Annotated in this window: 24 protein-coding genes and 3 pseudogenes; 21 read left to right on the top strand and 6 right to left on the bottom strand. The window is 57.7% G+C overall.

From position 1 onward, the window contains the following. Positions 1-7 precede the first annotated feature (7 nt). The 9 genes and pseudogenes from THISIDRAFT_RS06160 (at position 8) to THISIDRAFT_RS06120 (ending at position 5,613) form a co-directional block, all read left to right on the top strand. Positions 8-388 carry a four helix bundle protein gene (locus THISIDRAFT_RS06160; protein WP_006786420.1) on the top strand — a complete coding sequence of 127 codons (381 nt, stop codon included), beginning with the start codon at positions 8-10 and terminating at the stop codon, positions 386-388. Between the two features lie 125 nt (positions 389-513). Continuing rightward, positions 514-633, top strand: a pseudogene (locus tag THISIDRAFT_RS15025) (DUF1566 domain-containing protein); the annotation flags it as partial. A 232-nt stretch (positions 634-865) separates the two neighbouring features. After that, entirely contained in the window at positions 866-2,146 is a 1,281-nt protein-coding gene (locus THISIDRAFT_RS06150; RefSeq protein WP_159098499.1) for an RNA-directed DNA polymerase, read from the top strand. A 32-nt stretch (positions 2,147-2,178) separates the two neighbouring features. Beyond that, positions 2,179-2,721, top strand: coding sequence for an Lcl C-terminal domain-containing protein (locus THISIDRAFT_RS06145; RefSeq protein WP_006786422.1), 543 nt, complete (start codon positions 2,179-2,181; stop codon positions 2,719-2,721). Between the two features lie 38 nt (positions 2,722-2,759). Beyond that, on the top strand, positions 2,760-3,095 hold the full coding sequence (locus THISIDRAFT_RS14745) for a type II toxin-antitoxin system HicB family antitoxin (RefSeq protein WP_246585338.1): 336 nt from the start codon (positions 2,760-2,762) through the stop codon (positions 3,093-3,095). Further along, positions 3,085-3,243, top strand: coding sequence for a type II toxin-antitoxin system HicA family toxin (locus THISIDRAFT_RS15315; protein WP_217159109.1), 159 nt, complete (start codon positions 3,085-3,087; stop codon positions 3,241-3,243). Before THISIDRAFT_RS14745 ends, THISIDRAFT_RS15315 begins: the two co-directional genes overlap by 11 nt. A gap of 480 nt (positions 3,244-3,723) precedes the next feature. After that, positions 3,724-4,056, top strand: coding sequence for a DUF6883 domain-containing protein (locus THISIDRAFT_RS06130; RefSeq protein ID WP_139063952.1), 333 nt, complete (start codon positions 3,724-3,726; stop codon positions 4,054-4,056). 10 nt (positions 4,057-4,066) lie between these two features. Further along, positions 4,067-4,288 (top strand): DUF4926 domain-containing protein, encoded by a 222-nt coding sequence (locus THISIDRAFT_RS06125; protein WP_006786424.1) that lies wholly within the window; start codon positions 4,067-4,069, stop codon positions 4,286-4,288. 527 nt (positions 4,289-4,815) lie between these two features. After that, positions 4,816-5,613: a Rha family transcriptional regulator gene (locus tag THISIDRAFT_RS06120; RefSeq protein WP_006786426.1), complete on the top strand. Its 798-nt coding sequence runs from the start codon at positions 4,816-4,818 to the stop codon at positions 5,611-5,613. A 149-nt stretch (positions 5,614-5,762) separates the two neighbouring features. Here THISIDRAFT_RS06120 and THISIDRAFT_RS15460 read toward each other — a convergent pair whose 3' ends face one another. The 3 genes and pseudogenes from THISIDRAFT_RS15460 to THISIDRAFT_RS06110 all read right to left on the bottom strand — a co-directional run bounded on the left by THISIDRAFT_RS15460 (position 5,763) and on the right by THISIDRAFT_RS06110 (position 8,674). Next, complete coding sequence (locus tag THISIDRAFT_RS15460; protein WP_006786427.1) at positions 5,763-7,979, bottom strand: class I SAM-dependent DNA methyltransferase; 2,217 nt, start codon at positions 7,977-7,979, stop codon at positions 5,763-5,765. Next, positions 7,980-8,078: pseudogene (locus THISIDRAFT_RS15455) on the bottom strand (hypothetical protein); the annotation flags it as partial. Between the two features lie 119 nt (positions 8,079-8,197). After that, positions 8,198-8,674: a hypothetical protein gene (locus tag THISIDRAFT_RS06110; protein WP_006786428.1), complete on the bottom strand. Its 477-nt coding sequence runs from the start codon at positions 8,672-8,674 to the stop codon at positions 8,198-8,200. 307 nt (positions 8,675-8,981) lie between these two features. Here THISIDRAFT_RS06110 and trkA point away from each other — a divergent pair, with 307 nt between their 5' ends. The 12 genes from trkA to THISIDRAFT_RS14735 all read left to right on the top strand — a co-directional run bounded on the left by trkA (position 8,982) and on the right by THISIDRAFT_RS14735 (position 23,207). After that, positions 8,982-10,355 (top strand): Trk system potassium transporter TrkA, encoded by a 1,374-nt coding sequence (trkA, locus tag THISIDRAFT_RS06105; protein ID WP_006786430.1) that lies wholly within the window; start codon positions 8,982-8,984, stop codon positions 10,353-10,355. 92 nt (positions 10,356-10,447) lie between these two features. Beyond that, on the top strand, positions 10,448-12,793 hold the full coding sequence (mrcB, locus tag THISIDRAFT_RS06100; RefSeq protein ID WP_006786431.1) for a penicillin-binding protein 1B: 2,346 nt from the start codon (positions 10,448-10,450) through the stop codon (positions 12,791-12,793). Between the two features lie 24 nt (positions 12,794-12,817). Beyond that, a complete protein-coding gene (locus tag THISIDRAFT_RS06095; protein ID WP_006786432.1) occupies positions 12,818-13,471 on the top strand; it encodes a tetratricopeptide repeat protein in 654 nt (217 codons plus the stop codon). 4 nt (positions 13,472-13,475) lie between these two features. Beyond that, entirely contained in the window at positions 13,476-15,437 is a 1,962-nt protein-coding gene (locus THISIDRAFT_RS06090) for a DNA repair helicase YoaA (RefSeq protein WP_246585336.1), read from the top strand. Between the two features lie 162 nt (positions 15,438-15,599). Continuing rightward, positions 15,600-16,259: a ribose-5-phosphate isomerase RpiA gene (rpiA, locus tag THISIDRAFT_RS06085; RefSeq protein WP_006786435.1), complete on the top strand. Its 660-nt coding sequence runs from the start codon at positions 15,600-15,602 to the stop codon at positions 16,257-16,259. A gap of 113 nt (positions 16,260-16,372) precedes the next feature. Continuing rightward, entirely contained in the window at positions 16,373-16,900 is a 528-nt protein-coding gene (aroK, locus tag THISIDRAFT_RS06080) for a shikimate kinase AroK (protein ID WP_006786436.1), read from the top strand. Between the two features lie 72 nt (positions 16,901-16,972). Beyond that, a complete protein-coding gene (gene ispH / locus THISIDRAFT_RS06075) occupies positions 16,973-17,920 on the top strand; it encodes a 4-hydroxy-3-methylbut-2-enyl diphosphate reductase (protein WP_006786437.1) in 948 nt (315 codons plus the stop codon). Positions 17,921-18,038: 118 nt separating this feature from the next. After that, on the top strand, positions 18,039-19,868 hold the full coding sequence (locus THISIDRAFT_RS06070; protein ID WP_006786438.1) for an ABC transporter permease: 1,830 nt from the start codon (positions 18,039-18,041) through the stop codon (positions 19,866-19,868). Beyond that, complete coding sequence (locus THISIDRAFT_RS06065) at positions 19,858-21,531, top strand: formylglycine-generating enzyme family protein (RefSeq protein ID WP_006786439.1); 1,674 nt, start codon at positions 19,858-19,860, stop codon at positions 21,529-21,531. Before THISIDRAFT_RS06070 ends, THISIDRAFT_RS06065 begins: the two co-directional genes overlap by 11 nt. Positions 21,532-21,635: 104 nt before the next feature. Further along, the gene (locus THISIDRAFT_RS06060; RefSeq protein ID WP_006786440.1) at positions 21,636-22,274 is read left to right on the top strand and encodes a glycine zipper domain-containing protein; all 639 of its coding nucleotides are present in this window, start codon (positions 21,636-21,638) and stop codon (positions 22,272-22,274) included. 137 nt (positions 22,275-22,411) lie between these two features. Next, positions 22,412-22,801 carry an RNA-guided endonuclease TnpB family protein gene (locus THISIDRAFT_RS14740; protein WP_246585335.1) on the top strand — a complete coding sequence of 130 codons (390 nt, stop codon included), beginning with the start codon at positions 22,412-22,414 and terminating at the stop codon, positions 22,799-22,801. Between the two features lie 31 nt (positions 22,802-22,832). Continuing rightward, on the top strand, positions 22,833-23,207 hold the full coding sequence (locus tag THISIDRAFT_RS14735; RefSeq protein ID WP_006786442.1) for an RNA-guided endonuclease TnpB family protein: 375 nt from the start codon (positions 22,833-22,835) through the stop codon (positions 23,205-23,207). A gap of 124 nt (positions 23,208-23,331) precedes the next feature. Here the strand turns inward: THISIDRAFT_RS14735 and THISIDRAFT_RS14730 are convergent. The 3 genes and pseudogenes from THISIDRAFT_RS14730 to THISIDRAFT_RS06040 all read right to left on the bottom strand — a co-directional run. After that, positions 23,332-23,487 (bottom strand): annotated as a pseudogene (locus THISIDRAFT_RS14730) (transposase); the annotation flags it as partial. A 62-nt stretch (positions 23,488-23,549) separates the two neighbouring features. Continuing rightward, the gene (locus THISIDRAFT_RS06045; protein ID WP_006786444.1) at positions 23,550-23,972 is read right to left on the bottom strand and encodes an RNA-binding S4 domain-containing protein; all 423 of its coding nucleotides are present in this window, start codon (positions 23,970-23,972) and stop codon (positions 23,550-23,552) included. 9 nt (positions 23,973-23,981) lie between these two features. Next, on the bottom strand, positions 23,982-24,614 hold the full coding sequence (locus THISIDRAFT_RS06040) for an ABC-type transport auxiliary lipoprotein family protein (RefSeq protein WP_006786445.1): 633 nt from the start codon (positions 24,612-24,614) through the stop codon (positions 23,982-23,984). Between the last annotated feature and the right edge of the window lie 13 nt (positions 24,615-24,627).

Raw genomic sequence — 24,627 nt, 5'->3', positions numbered from 1 at the left:
TCAAGCCATGCGTCATTTGAACTATTTACCCCTCTGGCGGGATGCAACCCGTCTCGTTACGGAGATGGAAAAGATTGTGCGTGAATTTCCTCGTTATCATAAATATACACTTGGTAATGAATTGCGCAAAACAACGTATCGCATCTGCCAGACGATTCACCGCGCTCATTCACGTCAGCACAGCCGTGCTCGGTTGGTACAAGAACTATCCGAGTTAATTGATGACCTCAAGCTTCAGATCCAGCTCGCCAAAGAGGTACAAGCCTTTCGTAATTTTTCTCAGTTTCAGCGGGTGGCCGAACAGGCCGTTAATCTGGGACGCCAGGCAGGTGGTTGGCTTAAACAGACCCGGGCAGAAGCAAAACGGTCTCAGTCCCGTCTTGCGTGACCCGATTCACTGTGCGCCTGTTTCTCCATGTCCACATAAGCCATGGGATAATCCACTTAAGCGCCTACCGTTGTCGGATGGCGTTTGAGGCAACCAAGTAAACAGGCTAGGGTTGGTTTTGGTCGTCTTCGCCCAATGCCAATAATAGTAACCATGCGTGGAACGTGAACTTCAATAACGGTCATGTCAACAATAACAACAAGAACAATACAAACCGGGTGCGTCTCGTTCGCGCGCGAGAGTGAAACTGCGGGGTATCTGAGCTTGCAGGCCATTGATCAGGCCTATCGTCGCTGTCGACAACGCAAGCGCAAAACATACCAAGCTTGTCTGTATGAGCAACAACTACTGGATCATCTCGTGCAAACACGAGATGCCCTAGCGCATCAGAGTTGGTTTCCCAGGCCACCTGTTGTTTTTACCGTAACCAAACCCAAAAATCGAGAGGTATATGCCGCGCACTACCAAGATCGGGTGGTGCATCATTGGCTTGTCAGAGAACTGGAAGCGTTGATAGATCGGGATTTTATTCATGATGCGGCGGCGAATCGAACGCAACGTGGCACCCATTTTGCCGTTGCTCGCTTGCAACGCTTCATGCGTTGCTATCACACTAAAGCATGGTTTTTGCAGTTGGATATCAGTAATTTCTTCAACAGCATCCATCATCCCACCTTGTTGGCGCTGTTAGCGCATAAGCTGGCAAAAGCGCAGCGTCGGCATGGCCTCTCAAGCGCTAAAGCAGGTGTGCTGTTTGAGGTTGCACAGCGCATTATCGAGCAACCGTGTGCCTTGCAGGCTATCCATATCAGTGCCAAGGAGGCGTATCAACGGGTTCCCATGCACAAACGTCTGGAATGCGCCCCTCCTCATACGGGATTGCCCATTGGTAATCTGACAAGCCAGTTTTTTGCTAACCTTTATCTTAATGAATTGGATCAATTTATCAAACATCAACTGCGCTGTCGGCACTATGTTCGTTATGTCGACGATTTTATCATATTGCATGCGCACGCCCGGCAGTTGCAACACTGGCAAGATGCCATTGCAAGCTTCTTGCATGATACGCTGCATCTAAGACTTAAAACCCCCGTGACGCTAGCGCCCATACAAAATGGTGCCAATTTTCTAGGCTATATTGTCCGCCCAAGCTATTTGCTAGTGCGGCATCGGGTGGTTGCTAATCTGTATAACACACTGCACATACAGACAAAACAATGCATGCTGCCTGTTGCACAAGGCTATCGCCTGGAACTTACACCCAAGTGGCGTGATGCATTGCGATCTACGTTGGCCAGTTACGGCGGGCATTTTCGCCACGCACAAAGCTACCGTTTACACGCACAAATTTTGCATGATTTTCCATGGCTTGCACTGTTATTTTGTGATGTGTTGTGCCAAAGGCCGCGTTGGCAACCAGAGTGCGTCACATCTATGAGTACACAGTGGCGTTGGTATCAAACCCACTACCCGGGCAGCATTTTGTTAGTAGAATGTGGCCGGGAGTTACTCTGCAGCGCCTTGCCCGGTCACATCAAGGCTAAGGTATATCAAGGCAGTGCGCACCTTGCCGCCTGGTCTGTGCCGATGCAGCGTTTGGCCGATGTACAAAGCGAGTTGGAAGCACAACAACGCTATTATATTTTTTGCAGTGAACAAGGCTATCTAAAAGGGGGACTTAAGCGACGGTGTGTACGCACGCTTTATCTGCCACAGAGCCAATATTTTGATATTTTGAAATCCCTACCTACGTTTTAATGCTGAATGCATATAAAAGGAGCCTACACGCCATGCCTTTAAAACTAACATATCATATACGTAGCATTGTATTAATGCTGTTTTTGCTCCTGCCCGCAGTGGTAACGGCCGAGGTGGTGTGCGAAAACCGCAATCCTGCAGTGCCCATCACCACCCCCACCAGTGATTTTGTGCTGCACAACGATGGCACCGTCACGCACACCCCAACCGGCTTAATGTGGATGCGCTGTAGCTTAGGGCAGACCTGGGACGGGGCTAACTGTAGTGGAGAGGCATCAACTTATACCTGGGCAGATGCCCTACAGGCTGCTGCACAAAACACCCAATTTGCAGGCTATGCGGATTGGCGTTTACCCAACCGTCGCGAGCTGCAATCCATTGTAGAGCAAAGCTGTTGGTTGCCTGCCATCAATGCGGCGGTTTTTCCCAACACGCCTGCGGGTTGGTTTTGGTCGTCTTCGCCCTATGCCAATAATGGTGGCCGTGCGTGGTACGTGTACTTCCATTACGGTCTTGTCAACCACTACTCCAAGGGCTATGCCGTCCGGGTGCGTCTCGTTCGCGCGCGACAGTAATGGGCTTTTGGCCGTCGCTGTGTGGCGACACCTTCCCGGTGTCGCTTTCTGTTTGCGGCATCAAGATGATGCCGCCACATAGCACCAGCGATCGGTATGACTGCCAGTGCGAGAAAACGATCAAAACGGGCGTCCTCCCGTTTAACCGCAACGATAATGAGGATGAAACGATGAAACTCAAAGTGCATGTACATCCGGCGCAAGAGGGCGGTTTTTGGGCCGAAATTCCCGCGCTTCCGGGTTGCGTTTCCGAGGGAGACGATCTGCCCACGACATTGGCCAATATTCGCGAAGCGGCGGAAGGCTGGATGATCGTCGCCACCGAGCAAGCACATCGAGAAGCACATATTCAAATCGAAGAAATTGAATTGTGAAATCGATATCAGGCAAAAACTATGCAGAATCCTTAAAGCGCAGGGATGGATTCTGAAGCGCATTCAGGGTAGCCATTATATCTATGTACATGAAGAACAAAATCACATTCTTACCCCGACATTCCGCAGTAAAATTACAAGTTACTGAATAAAAATATATTTATTTTTTGGCAAGATTTTTTCCATGCTTTAATATCAAAGCGTTAGAAGTCATCTGCGGAATGTCGGTTACCGTTCCCGTGCACGCAAATCGAGACTTGAAGCATGGAACGTTATCAAACCTGATGAAATTAGCTGGATTAACAGAAAGCGATCTTTAACTCAGGGTTATTTTTAGCGTGGCGACACCTTCCAGGTGTCGCTTTCTGTTTGCGGCATCAAGATGACGCAGCCACAAAAAAACTCTCCTCCTTTTTAAGGAGGGGCGCCCCGTCAGGGGCGGGGTGGTTATGGGTCGTTTTTGACCCCCTCCCCGCCTGCGGCGGGACTCCCCCTTGGCAGGGGGGGAGAGTCTTTGACACAAACCGGTGGCGACACCTTACAGCCGTCGCTTTCTTTTTGCGGCATCAGGATGATGCCGCCACTGGGATCGTTGCCGGGATACTCAGCACAATGCCGCGAGAATTGAGTGAACGTTCCAAATGCAGAACAAGCTGTTGTTGATATTCGGCACATTGAAAACTATTGTCTAAATCACCAACATCCAAGAGGAAAACATAAGGCGCGGGTATTTCTCTCAGCATTGGGCCTGAATCGCACTGATGCACCCGAGCTTGCAGATATTTTGCGGCAAAAAATCCTCACCGAAAAGTGTACAGTTGGTGAAATCGACCAATATGGCAGGCGTTATCTTGTTGATTTTTTGTACGTTCGGGGTAGTAAAAAAGCCATGATCAGAAGTACATGGATCATTAAAACCGGCGAAACCATACCCTATCTAACTTCCTGTTGCGTGTTATGAGGCCATTGTGATGGTGTCAAAAAAAATTGAACTATTCGATGTTGTCGCTTTGCTGCGCAACCAACCAAAAGCAAAACTCGTCAGGGGACAAGTGGGTACTGTCGTGGAAAGGCTTGGAGCATCGGCCTATGAAGTCGAGTTTTGCGGAGATGACGGCAAAGCTTATGCGATAGTTGGTGTTGAAGAAATGGATCTGATGGTGCTGCACTACTCGCAAATCGAAGCGGCATGAATCTCTGCAAACCGGGTGCGTCTCGTTCGCGCGCGACAGTAATGGGCTTTTGGCCTTCGTGGCGGCGGCTTCCCTGCCTGCGCCGCGTGCGTCGCGGCAGGCAGGCAGCCGTCGCTGTGTGGCGACACCTTCCAGGTGTCGCTTTCTGTTTGCGGCATCAGGATGATGCCGCCACTGGGATCGCCGAGTTGCACTCGGCGGGTTTTAAGCCTGGCGTTGGAGCTGGCCGAGTACCACTCGGCGCTCCTTCACACCCGGTTGACAGGGCGAATGGGCTTGCCTAAGCTTGCCATGCACCGTGTAAATGGTGTCGGGATTTGCACCCCGAAAACAGAGACCATAACCCACGCTCGCCATAATCCGGCGCGTTTTTTCCTGCCTATCATTTCGCTGTGGTGGCTTGCGCAGGGCACCTTCCCGGTGGCCGGTTTCTCTGTAACGGTAGTGCAAACCTTGCGCAATCCGCCGTCCCTATACTTTGCACTATATACGGCGGTTTATCCTTAAATTTACGGAGAAACTTGCTCATGTCTCAAACGTTCTTGAATCCGGCATTATCCATGACCAGCCGCGAAATTGCGGACCTGACCGGAAAACAACATCCGCATATCCTGCGGGACATACGCACCATGATTACGCGCCTGGAGGCCGATCCAAATCTGGATTGGCATTGTGAATCAGAATCTTATGTTGATGTGCAAGGAAAAAAACGAACGCAGTACCGGCTGGATAAATTAACTACACTAACCTTGGTCAGTGGTTATGATCCCGTCTTGAGGATGCGTATCATCGCTCGCTGGCAAGAACTCGAAGCCCAGCAGACAGCCGCCACCTCACCGCCATTTTCCCCACCCGCCACCGTCTTATTCCCACCCAGCCCGGTGACACCCCTGATTGAGCGGGTTTGTGCCAAGGGCGAATTACTCAAAACCTCGGTACACATTCTCAAACCCTCCCAACCCAGCATCCTGCGAATGCTCCATGAACTTGGCGCCAGTGAAGGCTTGGATACCGGCTTTCTCCCCGCCTACAGCGAAGAACCCGTGGTGCAATCCCTCACCGCCCTGCTCAAACAACACCACAGCCGCTACAGCGCCCGGGCGGTCAATCGGGTATTGCTTGATATGGGGATACTGGAAGAACTCACCCGCCCCAGCCGCAGCGGCAGCAAGCGTTTTAAACATCTCACCGAAGCGGGTTTACGCTATGGACGCAACGAAACCAGCGCACAAAACCCGCGAGAAACCCAGCCGCTGTATTATGCAGAACACTTCCCGGAATTACTGGCGCGCATTGAGACGGTGTTAGAGCAAAAAGCGGCGTAGTCATCACAAAAAACTCCCCTCCTTTTCAAGGAGGGGTGGCGCGTAGCGCCGGGGTGGTTCTGACTCCCCCTTGACAGGGGGAGAGTCTTTGCCGCCACGTCTTATAATAAAACAGGAGAGCTGGAGTTCTCCCTCCCCCGGTGCGGAGCTTAAGCTCCGCGCTCCCGGTTAGCGGCTGCGGTTGAGGGTGAGGAGGTGGGTGAGGATGTCGGTTTCGGGGAGGGGGTGGTCGGGCCAGCCGTAGGCGGCGGCGACGGCGTGGTCGAGGGTTTGGTGGGCGTTTTGGAGCCAGGCGGGGCGTTGGTTGTAGAGGTGGGTGAGGGTGCGTTGTTTGAGGTCGGCTTCGTGTCCGGGTTTAGGGAGGATGCGTTCGGGGTAGCCGGGGTGGATTTCGGGCTGGCGTTCGGTCCATTCGGGGGGTTGAGCCAGTTGTCGCGCAGGGTGTTTAGGCGGTGGGCGGCTTGGGCGATGGCGCGGGCGTGGTCGCTGACTTCGGGGGCGACGTGGGGGACGATGGCGCCGCTTTCAAGGGTGTAGGTGCCTTGGCCGGTGTCGGCGGGGGTGAGGCCATTGGGGAAGGGGTAGGTTTCAAAGCAGGATTTGGCGTTGTAGGTTGGTCGCCCTCCTTCATTACCGTCGCCATGCCGTGAGGCGTTGGCCAGTGCCCACACTTGATGAATACGCGAGGAGAGAATGCCAAAGGTGGTATCGTCTTCGCGTGCGATGACCAATAATCTGGAATCTGACGAAACAACACTGCTCAGCCAAACAAAATATCGATGCTTGGCTACTCGTGGCGTAACTAAAAAACGCTGTAAGCCTTTTGTTGCGCCTCGAAAATCTGCTCCGTTACGCCCGAATCTCCACCAATATCGTTGACGACCATTGTCTCGGCTATTCTGACGCTGGGGCTTCACATGCTGCAAGATATGCTGAAATGGAGCCTCATAGAGTGAAGCATCTTCTTCGTTTGTATCTACACCGAAATCAATAACCCATGTATCTGTGAGGCGTCCGGCAATATCTTTGCCGTTGACCCAAGGCTTCAAAATATCGCTATTTGGGCGATTGTTTGGATTGGGCAATCCAAGCCATTGTCGTGCTAAGTCCCCTGGTATATCGAATGCCCCACTTTTTTCTGGTCCCTTAAAAGCGCTATTTGCGTTTTCTGCGAGTAATTTTTTTTGTGTAAGATCCTCGCCACCCGCTTCTGATCCGGTGAGATCCGGGTAAATGTGTTCGACCTTTTGCCCATTGAGCTGAGCATCGGCGTGGTCTTCCATTCGTCCAAAGCCCACCAGTGATACGCGCACGGCGGCGCCTTCATTGACCCACGGTTCATCACTCCAAGCCTCAAAAATTTTTCCGCTTTGTACTATCCGCTCCAATACTTTGCGATTAGCGCCAGCGCGAATAGATTGCGTGGCAACTAAGCCGGCGGCGTGGGCGTGGCCGTTTGCTAATTGGGCGCGGGCTTTTTCAAACCAGTAGGTGACTAAATCTGCGCCGCCGGGGACACGTCCGGCATAGACGCGCTCCAGGGCGTGGAAATAATCATCGCCTAACAGGCCGCGTTTTTTGCTGCCGCCTAAAAACGGCGGGTTGCCGACGATGGCATCGGCGCTGGGCCAGGGGGCTTCGGTGCCGTCGTCGTTGAGCAGGGCGTCGCGTTGGTCGATGGTGTGCAGGGGGCGGAGGATGGGATTCATGGCGAGGGAAAAACCGTGTGCGAGCATCCATTGGATTTCGCCGATCCAGACGGTGACGCGGGCGAGTTCGGCGGCGTAGGGGTTGAGTTCGATGCCGAGGACGTTTTCCGGGCCGACGGCGGGGAAGTAGCGCCCCAGGCCGAGGGCTTCGGCTTCGAGCAGGACTTGGTGTTCGAGGTCTTTGAGGCCCTTGAGGGCGAGCAGGAGGAAGTTGCCTGAGCCGCAGGCGGGGTCGAGAATGCGATAGGCGCGCAGGCGTTCGAGGAAGGCTTGCAGGGTGGCGGTGGCGGCGGCGTGGTGTTTGCGTTTGGCGGCGGCGGATTTGGCGTGTTGGGCGCTGTCGAGGAGGTGGTTGATGTGGGTTTTGTCGTGTTCCCAGGCGCGGTGCAGGGGGTGGAAGATGACGGGGTTGAGCAGGCGCTGGATGGCTGCGGGGTCGGTGTAGTGGGCGCCGAGTTGGGCGCGTTTTGCGGGGTCCAGGCCGCGTTCAAAGAGGGTGCCGAGGATGGAGGGTTCGATGGCGGACCAGTCGAGTTCGGCGACTTCGCGCAAGAGGCGCAGGGCGTTTTGTTCGAGGGGGAGGAGGTGGCTGGCGTCAAACAGGCCGCCGTTGAACCAGGGGACTTCGTCTAAGCCGAAGTTGCCGCCGTGGGCCATGGCGGTGAACAGTTCTTGTAAAAGGGCGGCGGCGCGTTCGGGGCGTTTGAGGGCGGTGTCAAGGAGGCGGCTGAAGAGTTTGTTGGGGAGGAGTTCGATGTCCTCGGCAAACAGGCAAAACAGCAGTTGGATGCAGAAGTGGCCGATGGCGTGCGGCGGGTGTTGGCGGCTGCGCAGGGTTTGGGCCAGGGTGCTGAAGCGGGCGGCGACTTCTTCGGTTAAGGCGGCGGTGGTTTTGCCGGGGCGCAGGCGTTCGGGGTCGCTGAAGGCCCATTTGAGGAGGCGCAGGCGCTGGGGGTCGCGCAGGTCTTGAAGGTGGAGGGTTGTTGTTCGGGGACGGTGCCGGTGAAGGCGGTGTGGATGATGAAGGTGTGCAGGTCGCAGACGATGAGCAGCGGCGGGTAGGCCAGCGCGGGGGTGTAGAGTTGGAGTTGTTTGAAGGCGGCCTGGAGGTTTTTGCCGGGGCTTTTGTATTCCCAGGCGAAGTGGCCAGCTTTCCAGATGTCGGCCCAGCCGTTGCCACCGCCGGCTTTGCTGGCGCCTTTTTCAAAGCAGTACCAGGTGCCGTGGGGGTCGGCCTGGGCGGGGGTGGGTTCGTCTAGCAGGCGACACAGGTCGAGGAAGTGTTCGTGCGCGGCGGTGCGTTCCTTGAGCGGGGTGTCTTGCCATTTGGTGATGAAGTCTTCCGGGGTCATCGGCGGTCCTTGGTTTTGGGGCGGGTGGGGGTGTGTTTGAGGTGTTTCTTAGCATATTTTGGGCGGCTGGGGTAGTGTTTGATAACCACCCGGCCCCTACGGGGCACCCCTCCTTGAAAAGGAGGGGAGTTTTTTTATGCGGAGCGGGTGCTCCGCGTTCCCAGGGAGTTTTAACGAGTGGCGGTGTTGTATGGCTTGGTTTTGCGGGATTCGTTGCTTTAAGGTCAAGTGCGCTATCATCTTCCAGGCGGGCGGGGCTTGTTGCGGGGCCTGGTCTACATTCATGCTTTAATCCATTGACGATGAAATGAAAATTATTATTCTAGGGGCCGGTCAGGTGGGTAGTTCGGTGGCGCAGAGTCTGGCCAGTGAGGCCAATGACATCACCATTGTCGATACCCGCGCCGAGATTTTGCGTGAGTTGCAGGATCGTCTGGATCTGCGCACGATCACCGGCATGGCGGCGCATCCTGATGTGCTGGAGGCCGCCGGGGGGCGGGATGCGGATATGATCATCGCGGTTACCAACAGCGATGAGACTAATATGATCGCGTGTCAGGTGGCTTATACCCTGTTTCGCACGCCGACCAAGATTGCGCGGGTGCGGGCGCGTGAGTATTTGCGTCATAAGGAATTATTTTCGCAAGGGGCGTTGCCCGTTGATGTGCTGATCAGTCCCGAGGAGTTGGTGACCAATTATGTGCAGCGTTTGATTGAGCACCCTGGGGCTTTGCAGGTGCTGGATTTTGCGGATGGGCTGGTGTCGCTGGCGGCGGTGCAGGCGCATCGCGGCGGGGCTTTGATTGGTAATGAGCTGCGCAATCTGCGGATGCACATGCCGGGGGTCAAGGCGCGGGTGGTGGCAATTTTCCGCAATGAGGAGGCGATTTTTCCGCAATCCAATACGGTGATTGAACCCGGCGATGAGGTCTTTTTTATCGCTGCCAAGAAAAATATCCGGGCGGTGACCAGCGAGTTGCGCACCCCGGATCGGCCTTATCGGCGGGTGATTATCGCCGGGGGCGGCAATATAGGTAAACATCTGGCGGAAAATCTTTCGGAGCATTGCAATGTGAAATTGATTGAGCAAGACCCCAAGCGCGCCAAGTATCTGGCCGAGACGCTGGATAATGTGGTGGTATTGCGTGGGGATGCCGCTGATGAGGATCTGTTGCTGGAGGAAAATATCGAGCATACGGATGTGTTTTGTGCGGTGACCAATGATGATGAGGTGAATATTCTCTCGGCGATGCTGGCCAAGCGGCTTAAAACGCGGCGGGTGATGGCGCTGATCAATCGGCTCAGTTATGTGGATTTGGTGCAAAGCGGTAATGTGGATATTGCGATTTCGCCGCAGCAGATTACCATTGGGGCGTTGCTGACGCATATTCGCCGGGGTGATGTGGTGGCGGTTCACAGTTTGCGCCGGGGTGCGGCGGAGGCGATTGAGGCCGTCGCGCACGGTGATCCGATTACCTCAAAGGTGGTCGGGCGACGCATTGATCAGATTCGTTTGCCCAAGGGATGTATCATCGGTGCGATTGTGCGGGGGCAGGAGATCATCATTGCCCAAGCGGATAGCCGCATTGATGCCGAGGATCATTTGATCTTGTTTTTATCCGATAAACGCCGTGTCCATGAGGTTGAGCGCCTGTTTCAGGTCAGTGTGACTTTTTTATAACGGCCTGTTTATCACACATAAGCCCTCATCCTGTGCCACCGCAGCGCCCGCCCTGTTAGACTATGCCAATTTACATTGTGTGAGTAAATTGTATGCCTGCCTCTCGATCATCACCCAATCCTCGTCACGCCGCTCGATTGAGGCCCTCACGCCAGCGGGGCTGGTTGTGGCTGCTGTTCCTGGTGCCGCTGTTGGGCGTGCTGGCGGGGCTGGGGGCCTTGGTGCTTTACAGTATTCCGCTGGATCAGCAAATCCGGGCGGAATTTGAGGGACGGCGCTGGGCCTTGCCGGCGCGGGTGTTTGCGCGTCCTTTGGAGTTGTATGTCGGCCTGCCCTTGACTCAGGCGGCGTTGGAGCGCGAGCTGGGTTTATTGCATTATCGCCGGGGCGATACGCAGGCCACGGGCGAGTTTCGGGTGCAGGATGGCGGCGTGATTATTCACACGCGGGGCTTTCCCTTTGCCGATGGGCATGAGCCTGCCCGACGGGTGCGGGTGCATTTTGAAGGCGGACGGATCAGCCGTTTGGGGGATGTCAGCAGCGGTGAATCCTTGGGGATTATGCGCCTGGAGCCTTCGCTGATTGCCAATATTTACCCCGCGCATGGCGAGGATCGGGTGTTGGTGCGCCTGGAGGATGTGCCGCAAAGCTTGATTGATGCGCTGCTGGCCACGGAGGACCGCAAATTTTATGAGCACCTGGGGATTGATTTTATCGCTGTCTTTCGGGCTGCCGTGGCGAATCTGCAGGCCGGGCGCACGGTGCAGGGCGGCAGTACCATTACCCAGCAGCTGGTGAAAAATTATTTTCTCACCCGTGAGCGCAGTTTGCGCCGTAAATTCAATGAGGCCATCATGGCCTTGTTGCTGGAGCGCCATTACAGCAAGGCGGATATTCTTGAGGCGTATCTGAATGAGGTGTATCTGGGGCAGGATGGCTCGCGGGCGATTCATGGCTTTGGTCTGGCCGCGCAGTTTTATTTTCAGCGTCATTTAAGCGAACTGTCTGCTGAGCACATGGCCTTGCTGGTCGCGGTCATTCGCGGGCCGTCGTATTATGATCCCCGCCGCCATCCGCAGCGTGCGCTGGAGCGGCGCAACCGGGTCCTGGATATGATGGTGGCACAAGGGGTGCTGGATAGCGCCAGCGCCTCGCAGGCCCGCGCCAGACCCTTGGGCGTGACCGAGAAAGCGCCTTCCGGGATTACGCCGTTTCCGGCCTTTGTGCAACTGGTGCGCGAACAGCTGCGCCGTGATTATGCCGAAGAGGTGTTGCAATCGGAGGGTCTGCTGATCTTCACCACGCTGGATCCTTTGGTGCAATTATACGCAGAGGAGGCGCTGAGTAACCGTCTGCGGCAATTGGAAACAGCGCGGCGCCTGGAGGAGGGCACCTTGCAGGGGGCGGTGGTTGTCACCACCACGGATAGCGGCGGTGAGGTGCTGGCCGTGGTGGGTGATCGGCAGGTGCGTTATGCGGGTTTCAATCGCGCCCTGAATGCGCAGCGCCCGATTGGTTCGTTAATCAAGCCGGTGGTGTTTCTGGCGGCCTTGGAACGACCGCAGGAATACACGCTGGCAACCTTGCTGGATGATGATCCGCTGGAAGTGCGTATGCCGCACGGGGCCACCTGGGCACCGCGCAATTATGATCGCCAGTTTCACGGACAAGTCACCCTGATGGATGCGCTGGTGCGTTCGTACAATGTCTCCACGGCCCGGCTGGGGCTTTCGCTGGGGTTAGAGCAGGTGGTGACCCAGTTTGAACGCATGGTGCCGGGTAAATGGCCTGCGCCCTATCCTTCGCTGTTGCTGGGGGCGGTGGAGTTGACGCCCTTTGAGGTCGCGCAGATGTATCAGGGGATTGCGGCAGGCGGCTATAGCGCCCCGCTGCGCGCCATTCGCGAGGTGCTGAGCACAGAGGGAGCCTTGTTACAGCGCTATCCCTTATCGCTGCGGCAGGTGGCTGATCCAGCGGCGGTGTATCTGCTCACGGCGGCCTTGCATGAGGTCACCCGGCGCGGTACGGCGGCATCCTTGCAAAATGTCTTGCCGCGTGACAAGGCCGTGGCGGGTAAAACCGGGACCACGGATGAGCTGCGCGATACCTGGTTTGCCGGCTATTCGGGTGAACATCTGGCGGTGGTCTGGGTAGGGCGCGATGATAATCAATCCACTGGCCTGACGGGGGCCAGCGGGGCTTTGCCGGTATGGGGCGATTTAATGAAGCCGCTGCTACGGCGCGGCCTGGAACAGCCGCCGCCGCAAGGGATTGAATGGTATTTGATCGACCAGCAGACCGGGTTGCTGGCCAATGATGATTGCGAACAAACCACCTGGATGCCCTTTGTCCAGGCCTTTATTCCGTCTGACTGGGCCCCCTGTGCCAGACCGGCAAGCCCACCGCCGGATGCCAACGACACCCCGATCATCTTTTAATGTGCCGTGATGGAGCCGATTGATATGCTCAAACCTGTATTGATTACCCTGTTGGCCTTGAGCCTGAGTGCCTGTGGACTGCTAGGCAAAGATTCGCGCAGCACCCGCCCGGCACCCTCGGCGCAGGAGATACCGCCTGCGCCGGTGGCCACCAGCCGTCCCAGCGCTCCCGTGCCGACCCCGGCGCCCAGCCCCACACCGCCTGAAGTCGTGGCGTTCACGCCGCCTGAGCCACCGCGACCCGCAGAGCCTCCGCCTCGGGTGGAAACGCACCCGCGTGCCCCGGCGCTGGCGCGCAGCAGTACCCCGCCGCTGGCACAGAATACCTCCGCCCCGCAGGGTTCACCGGCGGTTGTGGCCTTATTGCAGGACGCCGAACAGTTACTGGAACGCGGGCAAACGGAACAATCCGCCGCCCGGCTGGAGCGGGCCTTGCGCATTGAACCTAATAACGCCCTGTTATGGCAGCGTCTGGCCCTGGTGCGTCTGGAGCAGGGGCAACTCACTCAGGCAGAAACCCTGGCCTTGCGGGCCAATGAATTTGCGCGGGGTGATCGGCGCTTGATGGCGCGTAGCTGGCGCATCATTGCCCAGGCGCGCAGCCAGCGTGGCGATGAACAGGGCGCCCATGAGGCCTTGCAGCGTGCCCGCGAACTTGACGGAGCGGCTCTGGGCTAGCGTGATGGATAGCGACGAGGAGACCGGCCTGGACCCGGTCATCTATTATGCGGCGGCCTTGCTGGGTGATGACGGCCCCTTCAGCCAGCATCAGCAAGGCTTTCGCGCCCGTCTGAGTCAGCAGCAGATGGCGCATGCGGTGGAAGAGGCCTTGGTCCAGCGGCAAACCTTAATGGTTGAGGCGGGGACGGGGGTGGGCAAAACCTTTGCCTATCTGGTGGCCGCCCTGGTGCGCGAGGATACGGTGATCATCTCCACCGGCACCCGCAATCTGCAAGATCAGCTGTATAACAAAGATCTGCCCCTGGTCCAACGGGCCTTGGGGCTGGATGTGCCGACCGCCTTACTCAAGGGGCGCAGCAATTATATCTGCCCTTATCGCCTGGAACTGGCGCGCTCGCAGGGGCAGCTTGCCAACATGCTCGATGAATTTCAGCATCTGGAGCATATCAGCCAATGGCTTGAGCGCACGGACACCGGCGATATTGCCGAACTCGGCGGCATCCCTGAGGATTCCGCGCTCTGGCCACAGGTCACCTCGACGGTAGAGAACTGCCTGGGACAGGAATGCCCCTGCTACAGCGACTGCTTTGTGCTCGCCGCACGGCGGCGCAGCCACGAGGCCCAGATCATCGTGATCAATCACCATGTGCTGCTGGCTGATATTGCGCTTAAAAGCGATCACCTGGGAGAACTGCTACCGCCGGTGGAGGCCTTTATTATCGATGAGGCGCACCAATTGCCCGAGGCGGCAACCCACTTTTTTGCCCAGACCGTCAGCGCCCGGCAACTGGTAGAACTCTCCCGCGACATCCTGACGGAACAAGGCAAGGATGCCGCTGATATGCGCGATTTAAAGCAGCTTGCCCGCACCTTGCCCAACGCAGTGGAACAAGTGCGCAAGCAGCTTGGAGAACCCTATCAGCGCACCGCCTGGGCGCAAGTGATGCAAAAACCGGGGCTGGTTCAAGCCATCGCGGCGCTTGAAGACACACTCGCCACCCTGATTGAGCACCTGGCAATGGCCGCCGAACGTGGCAAAGGACTGGAACAATGCGCCCGCCGTGCGATGCTGCAAAAATATTATCTGAATCTGTTCAAGCAGCCCGAGCAAGGCTCCGTGTTATGGGTGGAAACCTTTGCACGCGGCTTTAATCTCAACCTGACGCCGCTGGAGATCGCTGCGCCTTTCAGTGAGTATCGCGCACACAGCGACGCGGCCTGGATTTTCACTTCCGCCACCCTTTCGGTGGACGGTGATTTCAGTCATTTCAGCGCCCGCCTGGGACTGTCAGACAGCCACTGCCTGCAACTGCCCAGCCCCTTTGACTACCCTCGCAATACCCGCCTGTACTGCCCACCGGGAATGCCACAACCCAATGAATCCGGCTACACCCAGGCCATGCTCAACGCCACCTTGGCGATTTTAGAGCAAAACCCCGGCGGCAGTTTTTTACTGTTTACCAGTCACCGCGCCCTGCGCGAGGCCGCCCAATGGCTGCAAAGGCATCTGCAGCGTCCGATCCTGGTGCAGGGACAGGCGCCCCGAGGCGAATTATTGACCCAATTCCGGCAGCATGGCAGCGCCGTCCTGCTCGGCGCGCAAAGCTTTTGGGAAGGCGTGGATGTGCGCGGCGCGGCATTAAGCTGTGTGATCATCGACAAACTGCCCTTTGCTTCCCCCGGCGACCCGGTACTCGAAGCGCGCCTGCAATACCTGCGCGAACAGGGCGCAAACCCCTTCGTCCGCTATCAACTCCCGCAGGCGGTGATCAACCTCAAGCAAGGCGTGGGCCGCCTGATTCGTGATGTCAGTGATCGCGGCCTGCTGGTCATCTGCGACCCGCGCCTGCACACCAAAGCCTATGGCCGCACCTTCCTGCAAAGCCTCCCCGCCATCCCCCAATGCCAAGACCTGCAAACCGCCCTGGATTTCTTAAAACAGGGCTGTTCAGAAAGCCATTGACTGCCGCAGATTCGGGGATGTGTGTTGCCTAATGGATAAGCTGCCCGGCAGATGCGTGTATCTTTTTCACCAAATGTCATGCCAAAATCTGGCGTTGCAGATTCGCTGCGCTGATGCAGCGGGCTGTCAAACCTAAAATAAACCCATGATGCAGGAGAGAGAATGGAACCGGATCAAATGAAAAAAATGGCGGCTGAGGCTGCGATGGCCTATGTGGAAAACGGGATGATTGTCGGTGTGGGGACGGGTTCGACGGCGAATCATTTTATTGATTTGCTGGCGGGGGTCAGGAGTCGCATTGACGGGGCTGTGGCCTCATCCGAGGCCAGCGCCCAGCGTTTGCGGGATCATGGGATTGCGGTGCTTGATTTAAATGCGGTGGGGACTTTGCCGCTTTATGTCGATGGCGCGGATGAGGCTAATCCATATCGGCAATTGATCAAGGGCGGTGGCGGGGCGCTGACGCGTGAAAAAATCGCTGCCGCCGCCAGTGAAAAGTTTATCTGCATAGCCGATGAGAGCAAGCTGGTTGATGTCTTGGGGCGATTTCCTTTGCCCGTTGAGGTGATTCCCATGGCGCGGGGTCTGGTGGCGCGTGAGCTGGTCAAGCTTGGCGGGCAGCCGATCCTGAGACAGGGCTTTACCACGGATAATGGCCATATTATTCTCGATGTACATAATCTGGAAATCCTCGAGCCGATCACCCTGGAGACACAGCTCAATCAGATTCCGGGGGTGGTCACGGTGGGCTTGTTTGCCCAGCGGCCTGCGGATGTGCTGCTCTTGGGGTCTGGCACCGGGGTCAAGCGCGTACCGATGTAGGGCAAGATCCCCACAGTGCAGCGGCGGCTTCAGTGGCGTCGCTGCACTGTGTTTGGCAGCGTGTACGCACGCCGCGCAATGACGCGGCATCAACTGCAAAAAAACGGGGATGTATGTCCAATATTATTCTGGTTGGCCCGATGGGGGCGGGTAAATCCACGGTGGGGCGCCACTTGGGTGAGCGCCTGGGGATGCGCTTTTTTGATAGCGACCATGAAATCGAACAGCGTACCGGGGTGAATATCCCGACCATTTTTGAATATGAAGGCGAGGCGGGCTTTCGGCTGCGCGAGGCAGCGATGATCAAGGAATTGTGCCAGTATCCGGGCATTATTCTGGCCACAGGCGGTGGCTCGGTGCTGCGCGAAGAAAACCGCGTGTGTCTCAAAAACAGCGGCCTGGTGATTTATCTCAAGACCTCGGTCAAAACGCAGTTGCGCCGAACCGCCCGTGATCGTAACCGTCCCCTGCTGCAAACCGAAGATCCTCGCGCCCGCCTGGAAGCCCTGCTGCGGGTGCGTGATCCTTTGTACCGCGAGGTCGCTGATCTGGTCTTGAACACCGACCGCGATCACATGCGCACCCTGATTCGCACCATCATCCGCTACTATCGCCAGCATAACAGCCTCGCAGAGGCATAAAATCCCCCGTATGGCTAACGCATTGAGCAAGGTGGGCAGCCTTGGTCGTGCATGATTGAGGAGTTTTATTCAATGTATGTTGTTTTGGCAAATCCGCGTGGATTTTGTGCCGGGGTTGACCGCGCCATCGCCATTGTAGAACGGGCGCTGGCCTTGTTTAATGCGCCGATCTATGTGCGCCATGAGGTGGTGCATAACAAATATGTGGTGGATGATCTGCGTGCCAAGGGGGCGATTTTTGTTGAGGAACTTGACGAGGTACCCGATGGAGCGACGGTGATTTTCAGCGCACATGGGGTGTCACGCACGGTGCGCGAAGAAGCGGCGCGGCGCGGTCTGCGCGTGTTTGATGCCACCTGCCCGCTGGTCACCAAGGTGCATCTGGAAGTGATACGCCACGCCGAGCGTGGTGAGGAGATTGTGCTCATCGGTCATGCTGGCCATCCCGAAGTGGAAGGGACTTTGGGTCAATATGACCCGGAGCAGGGCGGCGGCATGTACCTGGTGGAATCGGTAGACGATGCGCTGCGGCTTGAGGTGCGTAACCCGAACCGTCTGGCCTATGTCAGCCAGACCACCTTGTCGATGGACGACACGGTCGGAATTATCGAGGCGCTGCGCCAGCGCTTTCCCAAGATTCAGGGACAAAAACGCGACGATATCTGCTACGCCACCCAAAACCGCCAGGACGCAGTTAAACAACTGGCCCCGGAATGTGATTTATTCCTGATTGTCGGCTCACCCAATAGCTCCAATTCCAACCGCTTGCGTGAAATCGCCTCCAAGCTGGGGATCAAGGCGTATCTCATTGATGGACCCGAAGAAATTGATCCGCAGTGGCTGCAAGGCTGCGAGCGCATTGCGGTCAGCGCCGGGGCGTCTGCTCCGGAACTGCTGGTCACCCAGGTGGTGGGATGGCTCAAAGCCGCAGGCGCTTGCGAGATCCGCGAGTCTGCCGGCAAATCTGAAAATGTCGTCTTTTCCCTGCCCAAAGAGCTGCGCGACGCCGACACTCAATAAACCATGATGCGATAATGGCCATCATGGTTTATGCTTGGATACATGCGCTTTTTTGTGGCAAATGCGATAAGCTTCAACCGCATTGCTATCGACTCATCCGCTTAATCGGTATGTACCCATGCAAGCTGCTGTGCGCGTGATTTCAGCACTGGCGAGTGCGCATCTGCGCCATGAATGGATTTTGACGCTGTGTCTGGTGATTGCCTTGGCGGCGGTGATCGCGCCGTTGCTGGTGTTGCTGGGCCTCAAATATGGCACCATTGAGCTGATGCGTGATCGTCTGGTCGAGGACCCGGTATTTCGTGAATTGCGCCCAGCCCAAACCCGTGAATACCCGCCGGCGTGGTTTGATGCGGTGGCGCAATGGCCGGGCGTGGGGTTTTTGACCCCCACAGTATTGCCGCTGTCTTCCATGCTCTATGCCATGCACCCGCAGACCCAACAGCCCCTGGCGCTGGATTTGATCCCCACGGGCGCGGGCGATCCGCTGTTATTGGAAAATGGCACCGCGATTCCTGAGGATGGGGAGTGTGTGCTTAGTCATGCCGCCGCGCAGCAACTGGGCGTGGTTGCCGGGGAGATGCTCACGGTGCGGGTGACCCGTAGTCGGGGCGGACGGGTGGAAAGTGCAGACGCTACGCTGCGGGTGGTGGGAGTGCTGAATCCGCGAGCGGGCAGTTTGCCGCGTATCTATACCGATTTGGCGCTGGTGCTGGATGTTGAAGGCTACAAGGAAGGCTATGGCGCGCCGCAGCGCGGTTGGCCGGGGCAAACACCGACGCCGTTCCCCAGCTTTGATGGGGTGCTGCTGTTATTGCCAGAGCCTTTATCGGCGATTGAGCGCACCGGGCTGATCATCAACACCGGCTTTGCCCGTATGGAGGCGCAAAGCCCGGCACAGCTTGCCGCCCGGCTGGGGGTGAGTTTGTCGGATGCGTGGCATGGCTATGCCCTGTTTGTGCCGGGTGCGACGGTCACGCACGCCAATATCCAGGCGGTGGCACAAAAGCTGCGCGGCAAGGGAGCCTATCTGCTGCCTTATGTGGATACGCTGAGCCTGCAGGATGCGGCGGGGCACGCGCTCCTGCTGACCGGTCTGTCTTTGCATCCGTTGCAGGCGCAGGCACTCAACTTGCCGGCAACGCCGTGGGACGCCCTGGATGTCAATGCCTTGAGCGTTGAGCGCCTGACACAAGTGCTGGCGCCAGGGCTGGATAATAATGAGGTGATCATGGTGACGGCGCAAGGGGTGGAGCCTGTGGCTTTTCCCTTGCATTCACAGCCGCACCCGGACCTGGAAAATGATCAATGGATTGTCCCGATTGAATTGCTTGGCCTGCTGCGCACCGCGACGTTGCGCACGGTACGCTACGAAGCGCCGCCGCTGGGCTTTGTCATGGAGCGCGGCGGCTATCGCGGCTTTCGCCTGTATGCGCACAGCATTGATGACGTGCCCGCGCTCTATGAAGCGTTGCACGCCCAGGGTATTGAGGTGATTGCTGAAGTCGAGACTATTGCGCGTATTCGCACCCTGGATGCGGGTTTGCAGCGACTGTTTTGGTTGATTGCCCTGCTGGGTATTAGCGGCGGCACGGCGGTGCTGATTGCCAGTCTGTATGCAGCGGTTGAGCGGCGACGCCGTGATCTGGGTATCTTGCGTTTGAACGGCGTGTCGCGGCGGGCGGTGTTTTTCTTTCCGGTGGTGCAGGCGCTGTGGATTGCCCTGTTGGGGCTGCTGACCAGTTTTGCGGGATATCTGGCGCTGGCCAGCCTGATCAATTATACCTTTGCCAGCGATCTGGCGACGGGTGAGCGTTTTTGCACACTCCCGCCAGCGTACATCCTCATCGCCGCTGCCGGGACCCTTGTGCTGGCCATATTGGCCTCGCTGGCAGCCGCCTGGCGCACCACGTGCATCGACCCTGCGGAGGTGGTTCGTGAACACTAACACGCGGCGTATCCGCTGTTTCTGGTTGCTCTGTCTGGTCTGGCTGTGTATGCCCATGGCACAGGCCAGAACCCTGCCCTCGCCCACGTCCTATAACCCCAAACCTGCGATTGATGATCTGATCTTGCCCATGCCCGAGGGCGTGAGCATGGTCTTTCGGGCGGTGAAGGTGCCGGGCAGTGGTTTTTGGGGCGACCCGGCGCGGGTAATTCAGATTGGCGATGCCTCCGGCGGCATCTTTGAAGGCCTGCAACGCACCCAGATCAGCGGCTCATTTCCCTCCAGTGACGGGCAGGACTGGTTTATCTATCTGGGTAAATACGAGCTGAGCAAAGAACAATTCATGGCGGTCATGGGCCTGGAGGGGCTGCTGGCGGTCAGCAATGACCCTTTGGATCAGACCCTGGCCGAGCTGCAGGGACGGGCGCGCCGGGATGCGCTGATGCAGCCACTGAGCTTTGTCAGCTATCAGGATATCCAGGTGTTTTTGCGCCGCTACAATCAATGGCTGTTTGATCCGCAACATCCGGAGCGCATTGCTGACCTGCCGCGCATGGATGGTGTGCCGGGCTTTATGCGTCTGCCGACTGAAGAAGAATGGGAATATGTCGCCCGTGGTGGTCTGCCCGCCTTGGAGGCCGGACAGTTTGAAGACCGTCTGCCGTTTGCCGTGCAGGCACTCAATGAACACGCCTGGCATCTGGGCAATGCCCGCCATCAACTGCGCCCCATTGGTATGCGCGCACCCAATGCGCTGGGCTTTCACGACCTGCTGGGCAATGTGCAGGAAATCACGGCCGGTCTGTTTCGCCCCGAGATTGGGCAAGGCAAGCCCGGCGGGGTTGCGGTGCGCGGTGGCAGTGTCTCCACCCCGGCGGCAGAAATGCGCACTGCGTGGCGGGCAGAACTGGATGCCTATGCCTGGAATGCAGACCTTGGGGTGATGGAAGAACGCCGCTCGTTTAATACCGGCGCCCGGCTGGCCATCGGCTCAAATGTCGTGGTCAATAGTCAGCAGCGGGCGCGCATTGAACAGGAATATGAAGACTACCGCGCCCAGACACGGCGCGCCATGCCGGTGGGGCGCACCCTGGATAATCTGGTGGCCCAAGCCAGCGTACAGCTGGGCACGGTGGAGCCATTGCTGGAGCGCTTGATGGGGCAATATCCCGAATTGCGCGATCCCTTGCAGACCATTCAGGTGTATATGGAACGCGCCCGCGAACGCCTCGAACTGGCGCAACGTGAAAGCGCCCGCAGTCTGGCCCAGGATGCCGCCCGCAATGGCACCAATCTCAGCATCTACCTGGCACGCCAGACCAGCCTGCAACGCTCTCGCACCGCCGCCCAACAGCTGGCCGAATTATCTGGCCGCTATCAGGAACAACTGGCCTCAATCGACCGCGCTATTGATGACATCAATACCGGCATTGCCGAACAACTGGCAGGCTATCGGGAAAAGGTCAGCCAATTGGGTGAATATGAAGCCGCATATATTGATGAGGCGATTAGCGCCCTGCTGGCAAAGCAACCCCCCGCACGGGAACAGACGGTGCTGGGCTTGCTCAAAACCCATGTGGCGTTTTTCAGCGAACAGCGGCGCGCAGAACCAGACAGCTGGCTGGAGGATTTCAAGGCGCAGTTTGTCGAGACCCCGCCATAAATGGGCGGTGGGAGCACCGCGCCCCAGCCTGGCACGAAGCCGTATGGGAGCGTCGCGCCCCCGCTCGGCACTACATGTATTTTTTATAAATGGGAGGCAACGCCATGCGCAACACACCCTTGATCGGCCTGAGCGTCTTATTGCTGCTAAGCGCCTGCGCGAATTTACCCGATGAGCAACGCACGCAAACCGAAGGCGCCGGGGCGGGTGCCTTGCTGGGCGGGCTGTTGGGCTATGCCATTGACCGCGAACGCGGCGCGGCAGTGGGGGCACTCATTGGCGCCGGAGCGGGCTTTATGGTGGGTAATGAGATCGCCAAGCGCAAGCAGAACTATGCATCGACCGAGGATCTGCTCGAAGGCGAGGCGCTGCGGGTGGCTGAGTTTAACGACACCGCACGGGCGCACAATGAACGCACCCGCGCAGACATTGCCCGCCTGGAGCGCGAAGCCGATAGCCTGCGCGCACAATATGCAGCCGGGCGCGTCAAGCGGGATCAACTGGAAACCCGGCGGGCACAACTACAAAGCCGTATTCAGGCCAATCAACAGCTGGAACAGACCCTAAGCCAGGAATACGAGGTGCAAACGGCGATCCTGAGTGAACAACGCAAAGCCCGCCCGGCAAACGACCCGCGCCTGGCCAAGCTGCAACATGAAGTCAACACCTTGCAAACCCACCTCGAAACCCTGCGCGAAGACAGCCTGCAACTAGCCTTGATCGAACAACGCCTATCGGTCTAAGTTCATCAGTTTGCGCGGGAAACCCCGGCCGCAAGGCCGAGGAGGGATAGCGCGGCGTGCGAAGCAAGCCTCCTGCTCCCGCGCTCCTTTCTATGTTGAGGTTTTACACAGTGCGCTATCGCGTGTAATGTATGGATATGGACATCAAACGCGCCTACCGCTTCCGGTTCTATCCAACGCCCGCGCAGGAACAAACCCTTGCCCGGACGTTCGGTTGTGTGCGTTTCGCGTACAACCACATGCTGCGGCTGCGTACGGATGCGTGGTTCAAGGACCAAAAGCGCGTCGGCTATCACGAGACCTCCGCACGACTGACCGAGTTGAAGAAGACGCCAGAACATGCGTGGCTCAACGAAGTCAGCAGCGTTCCGGTACAGCAGGCGTTACGCCATTTGCAAACGGCCTTCAACAACTTCTTCACCAAACGCGCCGGGTATCCCGCGTTCAAGCGCAAGGACGGCCCGCAGTCAGCGGAATACACGACGAGCGCCTTCAAAGACGTGGCGGCACCTTCCAGGTGCCGCTGAAAACCAAGCGAACGCAAGATGCGTCCGCCACGTGCGCTCAACCCGGCTGGTCAACGAAAAGCAAGTGATCGCCGTCGAGATGCTGGCCGTGAGCCACCTGCAGAAGAACCGCTGTCTGGCAAAGTCGATCAGCGATGCAAGCTGGTCTGAGTTCGTCCGGCAGTTAGCGTACAAGGCACACTGGTGTGGGCGAATGCTGGCGGGCATCGACCGCTGGTATCCGTCGAGCAAACGCTGTTCTGAGTGTGGACACACCGTAGCGAAAATGCCGCTGTCTGTCCGAGCGCGGGTCTGCCCGGAATGCGGCAGTCTCCACGACCGCGATGTGAATGCAGCGCGCAATGTGTTAACCGCCGGGCTGGCGGGGGTAGTCTGCACAGAGAACGTAAGTCCCGTGTTGCTGTAAAGCGGCATTGGCTGATCTCGTTGAAACAGAAAGTCCTGATCGTGAGGTTAGGAATCCCCGTCCTACCTGCCTGCCGCGACGCACGCGGCGCAGGCAGGTAGGGCGGGGAGGATGTCAACACATGCCGCCAAGCCCTGGGCGCGCCGGTGCGGATAATCCAGAAGACCACATTGACAAACAGGCGGTTGTCTTTGACGGTCACACCACCGTCGGTCACTTTGCCGGGGAGAAGCGGTTCAAGCCTCTCCCACGGGTCATCACGCAGCATCAAGCAGGGCATAAAGCATCCAAATACAGCGATCTTACATCCACCTTGGCAAAACGGGTCATTGTTAACGCCCCCTAATCCTTGCCGATAAAACGGCGGATGTGGCGGCGGTCGCGTTTGTTGGGCCGATGGTCTACCTGCGGGTCGGCCAGATAGCCTTGACGGCGCGCTTCCTGCGCCTGTTCGCGGGCAGCGCGGCTGGCCTCGGTTTCTTCGTATAACAGACTCGCCTCGCTGGCCGGGCGGCGCTGGGTATGCAGGCCACGCACACACACCACAAAGCTCTCCACGCCCTTGCTGATGGAGACGGTATCGCCCACCCGCACCTGCCGGGAAGGTTTGACCCGCTCATCATTGACATGCACCTTGCCCCCCGTGACTGCCTCAATGGCCAGATTGCGGGTCTTGAAAAAACGCGCTGCCCACAGCCATTTGTCGACGCGCTGCGCGGTGAGGGCGGCGGCGGTCTGGGGGGTACTTTCTTTGCTCTTCGCCATCACACGGTCTTATTGCAGATGTTGCGCCAAATCCTGCTCCAGCGCCTGCAGGGCCTGTACCAGCACCTGGTTAAAGGCCGTGGCCTTGGCATGAATCGGGTCTGCCTCAGTCTGTAGCGGGACAGTCAATGCATAGCTAAAGCGCTGGATGGTGTATTCCGGACTGCGCGGCTTGCTTAAGTAGGCGGCCAGATGCAGCACGGCGTGGGCCTGCTCGGGCTCAGCCAGGTCGATATAAAAGCGGCTCACATCCAGATCCAGACGATAATCAGCGCGGTGGGCCATGCCCGGAATCTGCACATGCGCAAACAGGCCCGAGGCCCGCAGCCATTGCACGGTGAGGGTGCTGAATTGGTCGCGGGGCGCGCTCAGCCAGTAACGGTAATAATCCGAGACATAGTTAAGCGCATCGGTGCGGTAAATAAAATTGCGCCCATTGAAAGGCGCGGCGACATTCACCGCACCCACCGCCAGGCTCAGACCTTGTTCTGCCGGGGCAATCGGGGCGGGATGCTCAGCCAGCAGCAAATAGCTGTGGCGCTCCAGTGGCGTGCGATCCAGCGCCACGCTGCAGCCACCAAGCCCAGTCAGTAATACCACGATCAGTAAAAAGTAAGGACTACGCAGCAAACAAGAAAGCATCGGCTTTTTTTCC

The sequence above is a fragment of the Thiorhodospira sibirica ATCC 700588 genome, assembly GCF_000227725.2.
GTDB classification, from domain to species: domain Bacteria; phylum Pseudomonadota; class Gammaproteobacteria; order Ectothiorhodospirales; family Ectothiorhodospiraceae; genus Thiorhodospira; species Thiorhodospira sibirica.
Note: the sequence above shows the minus strand (reverse complement) of the source record. Positions and strands in the feature narration are given on the sequence as shown.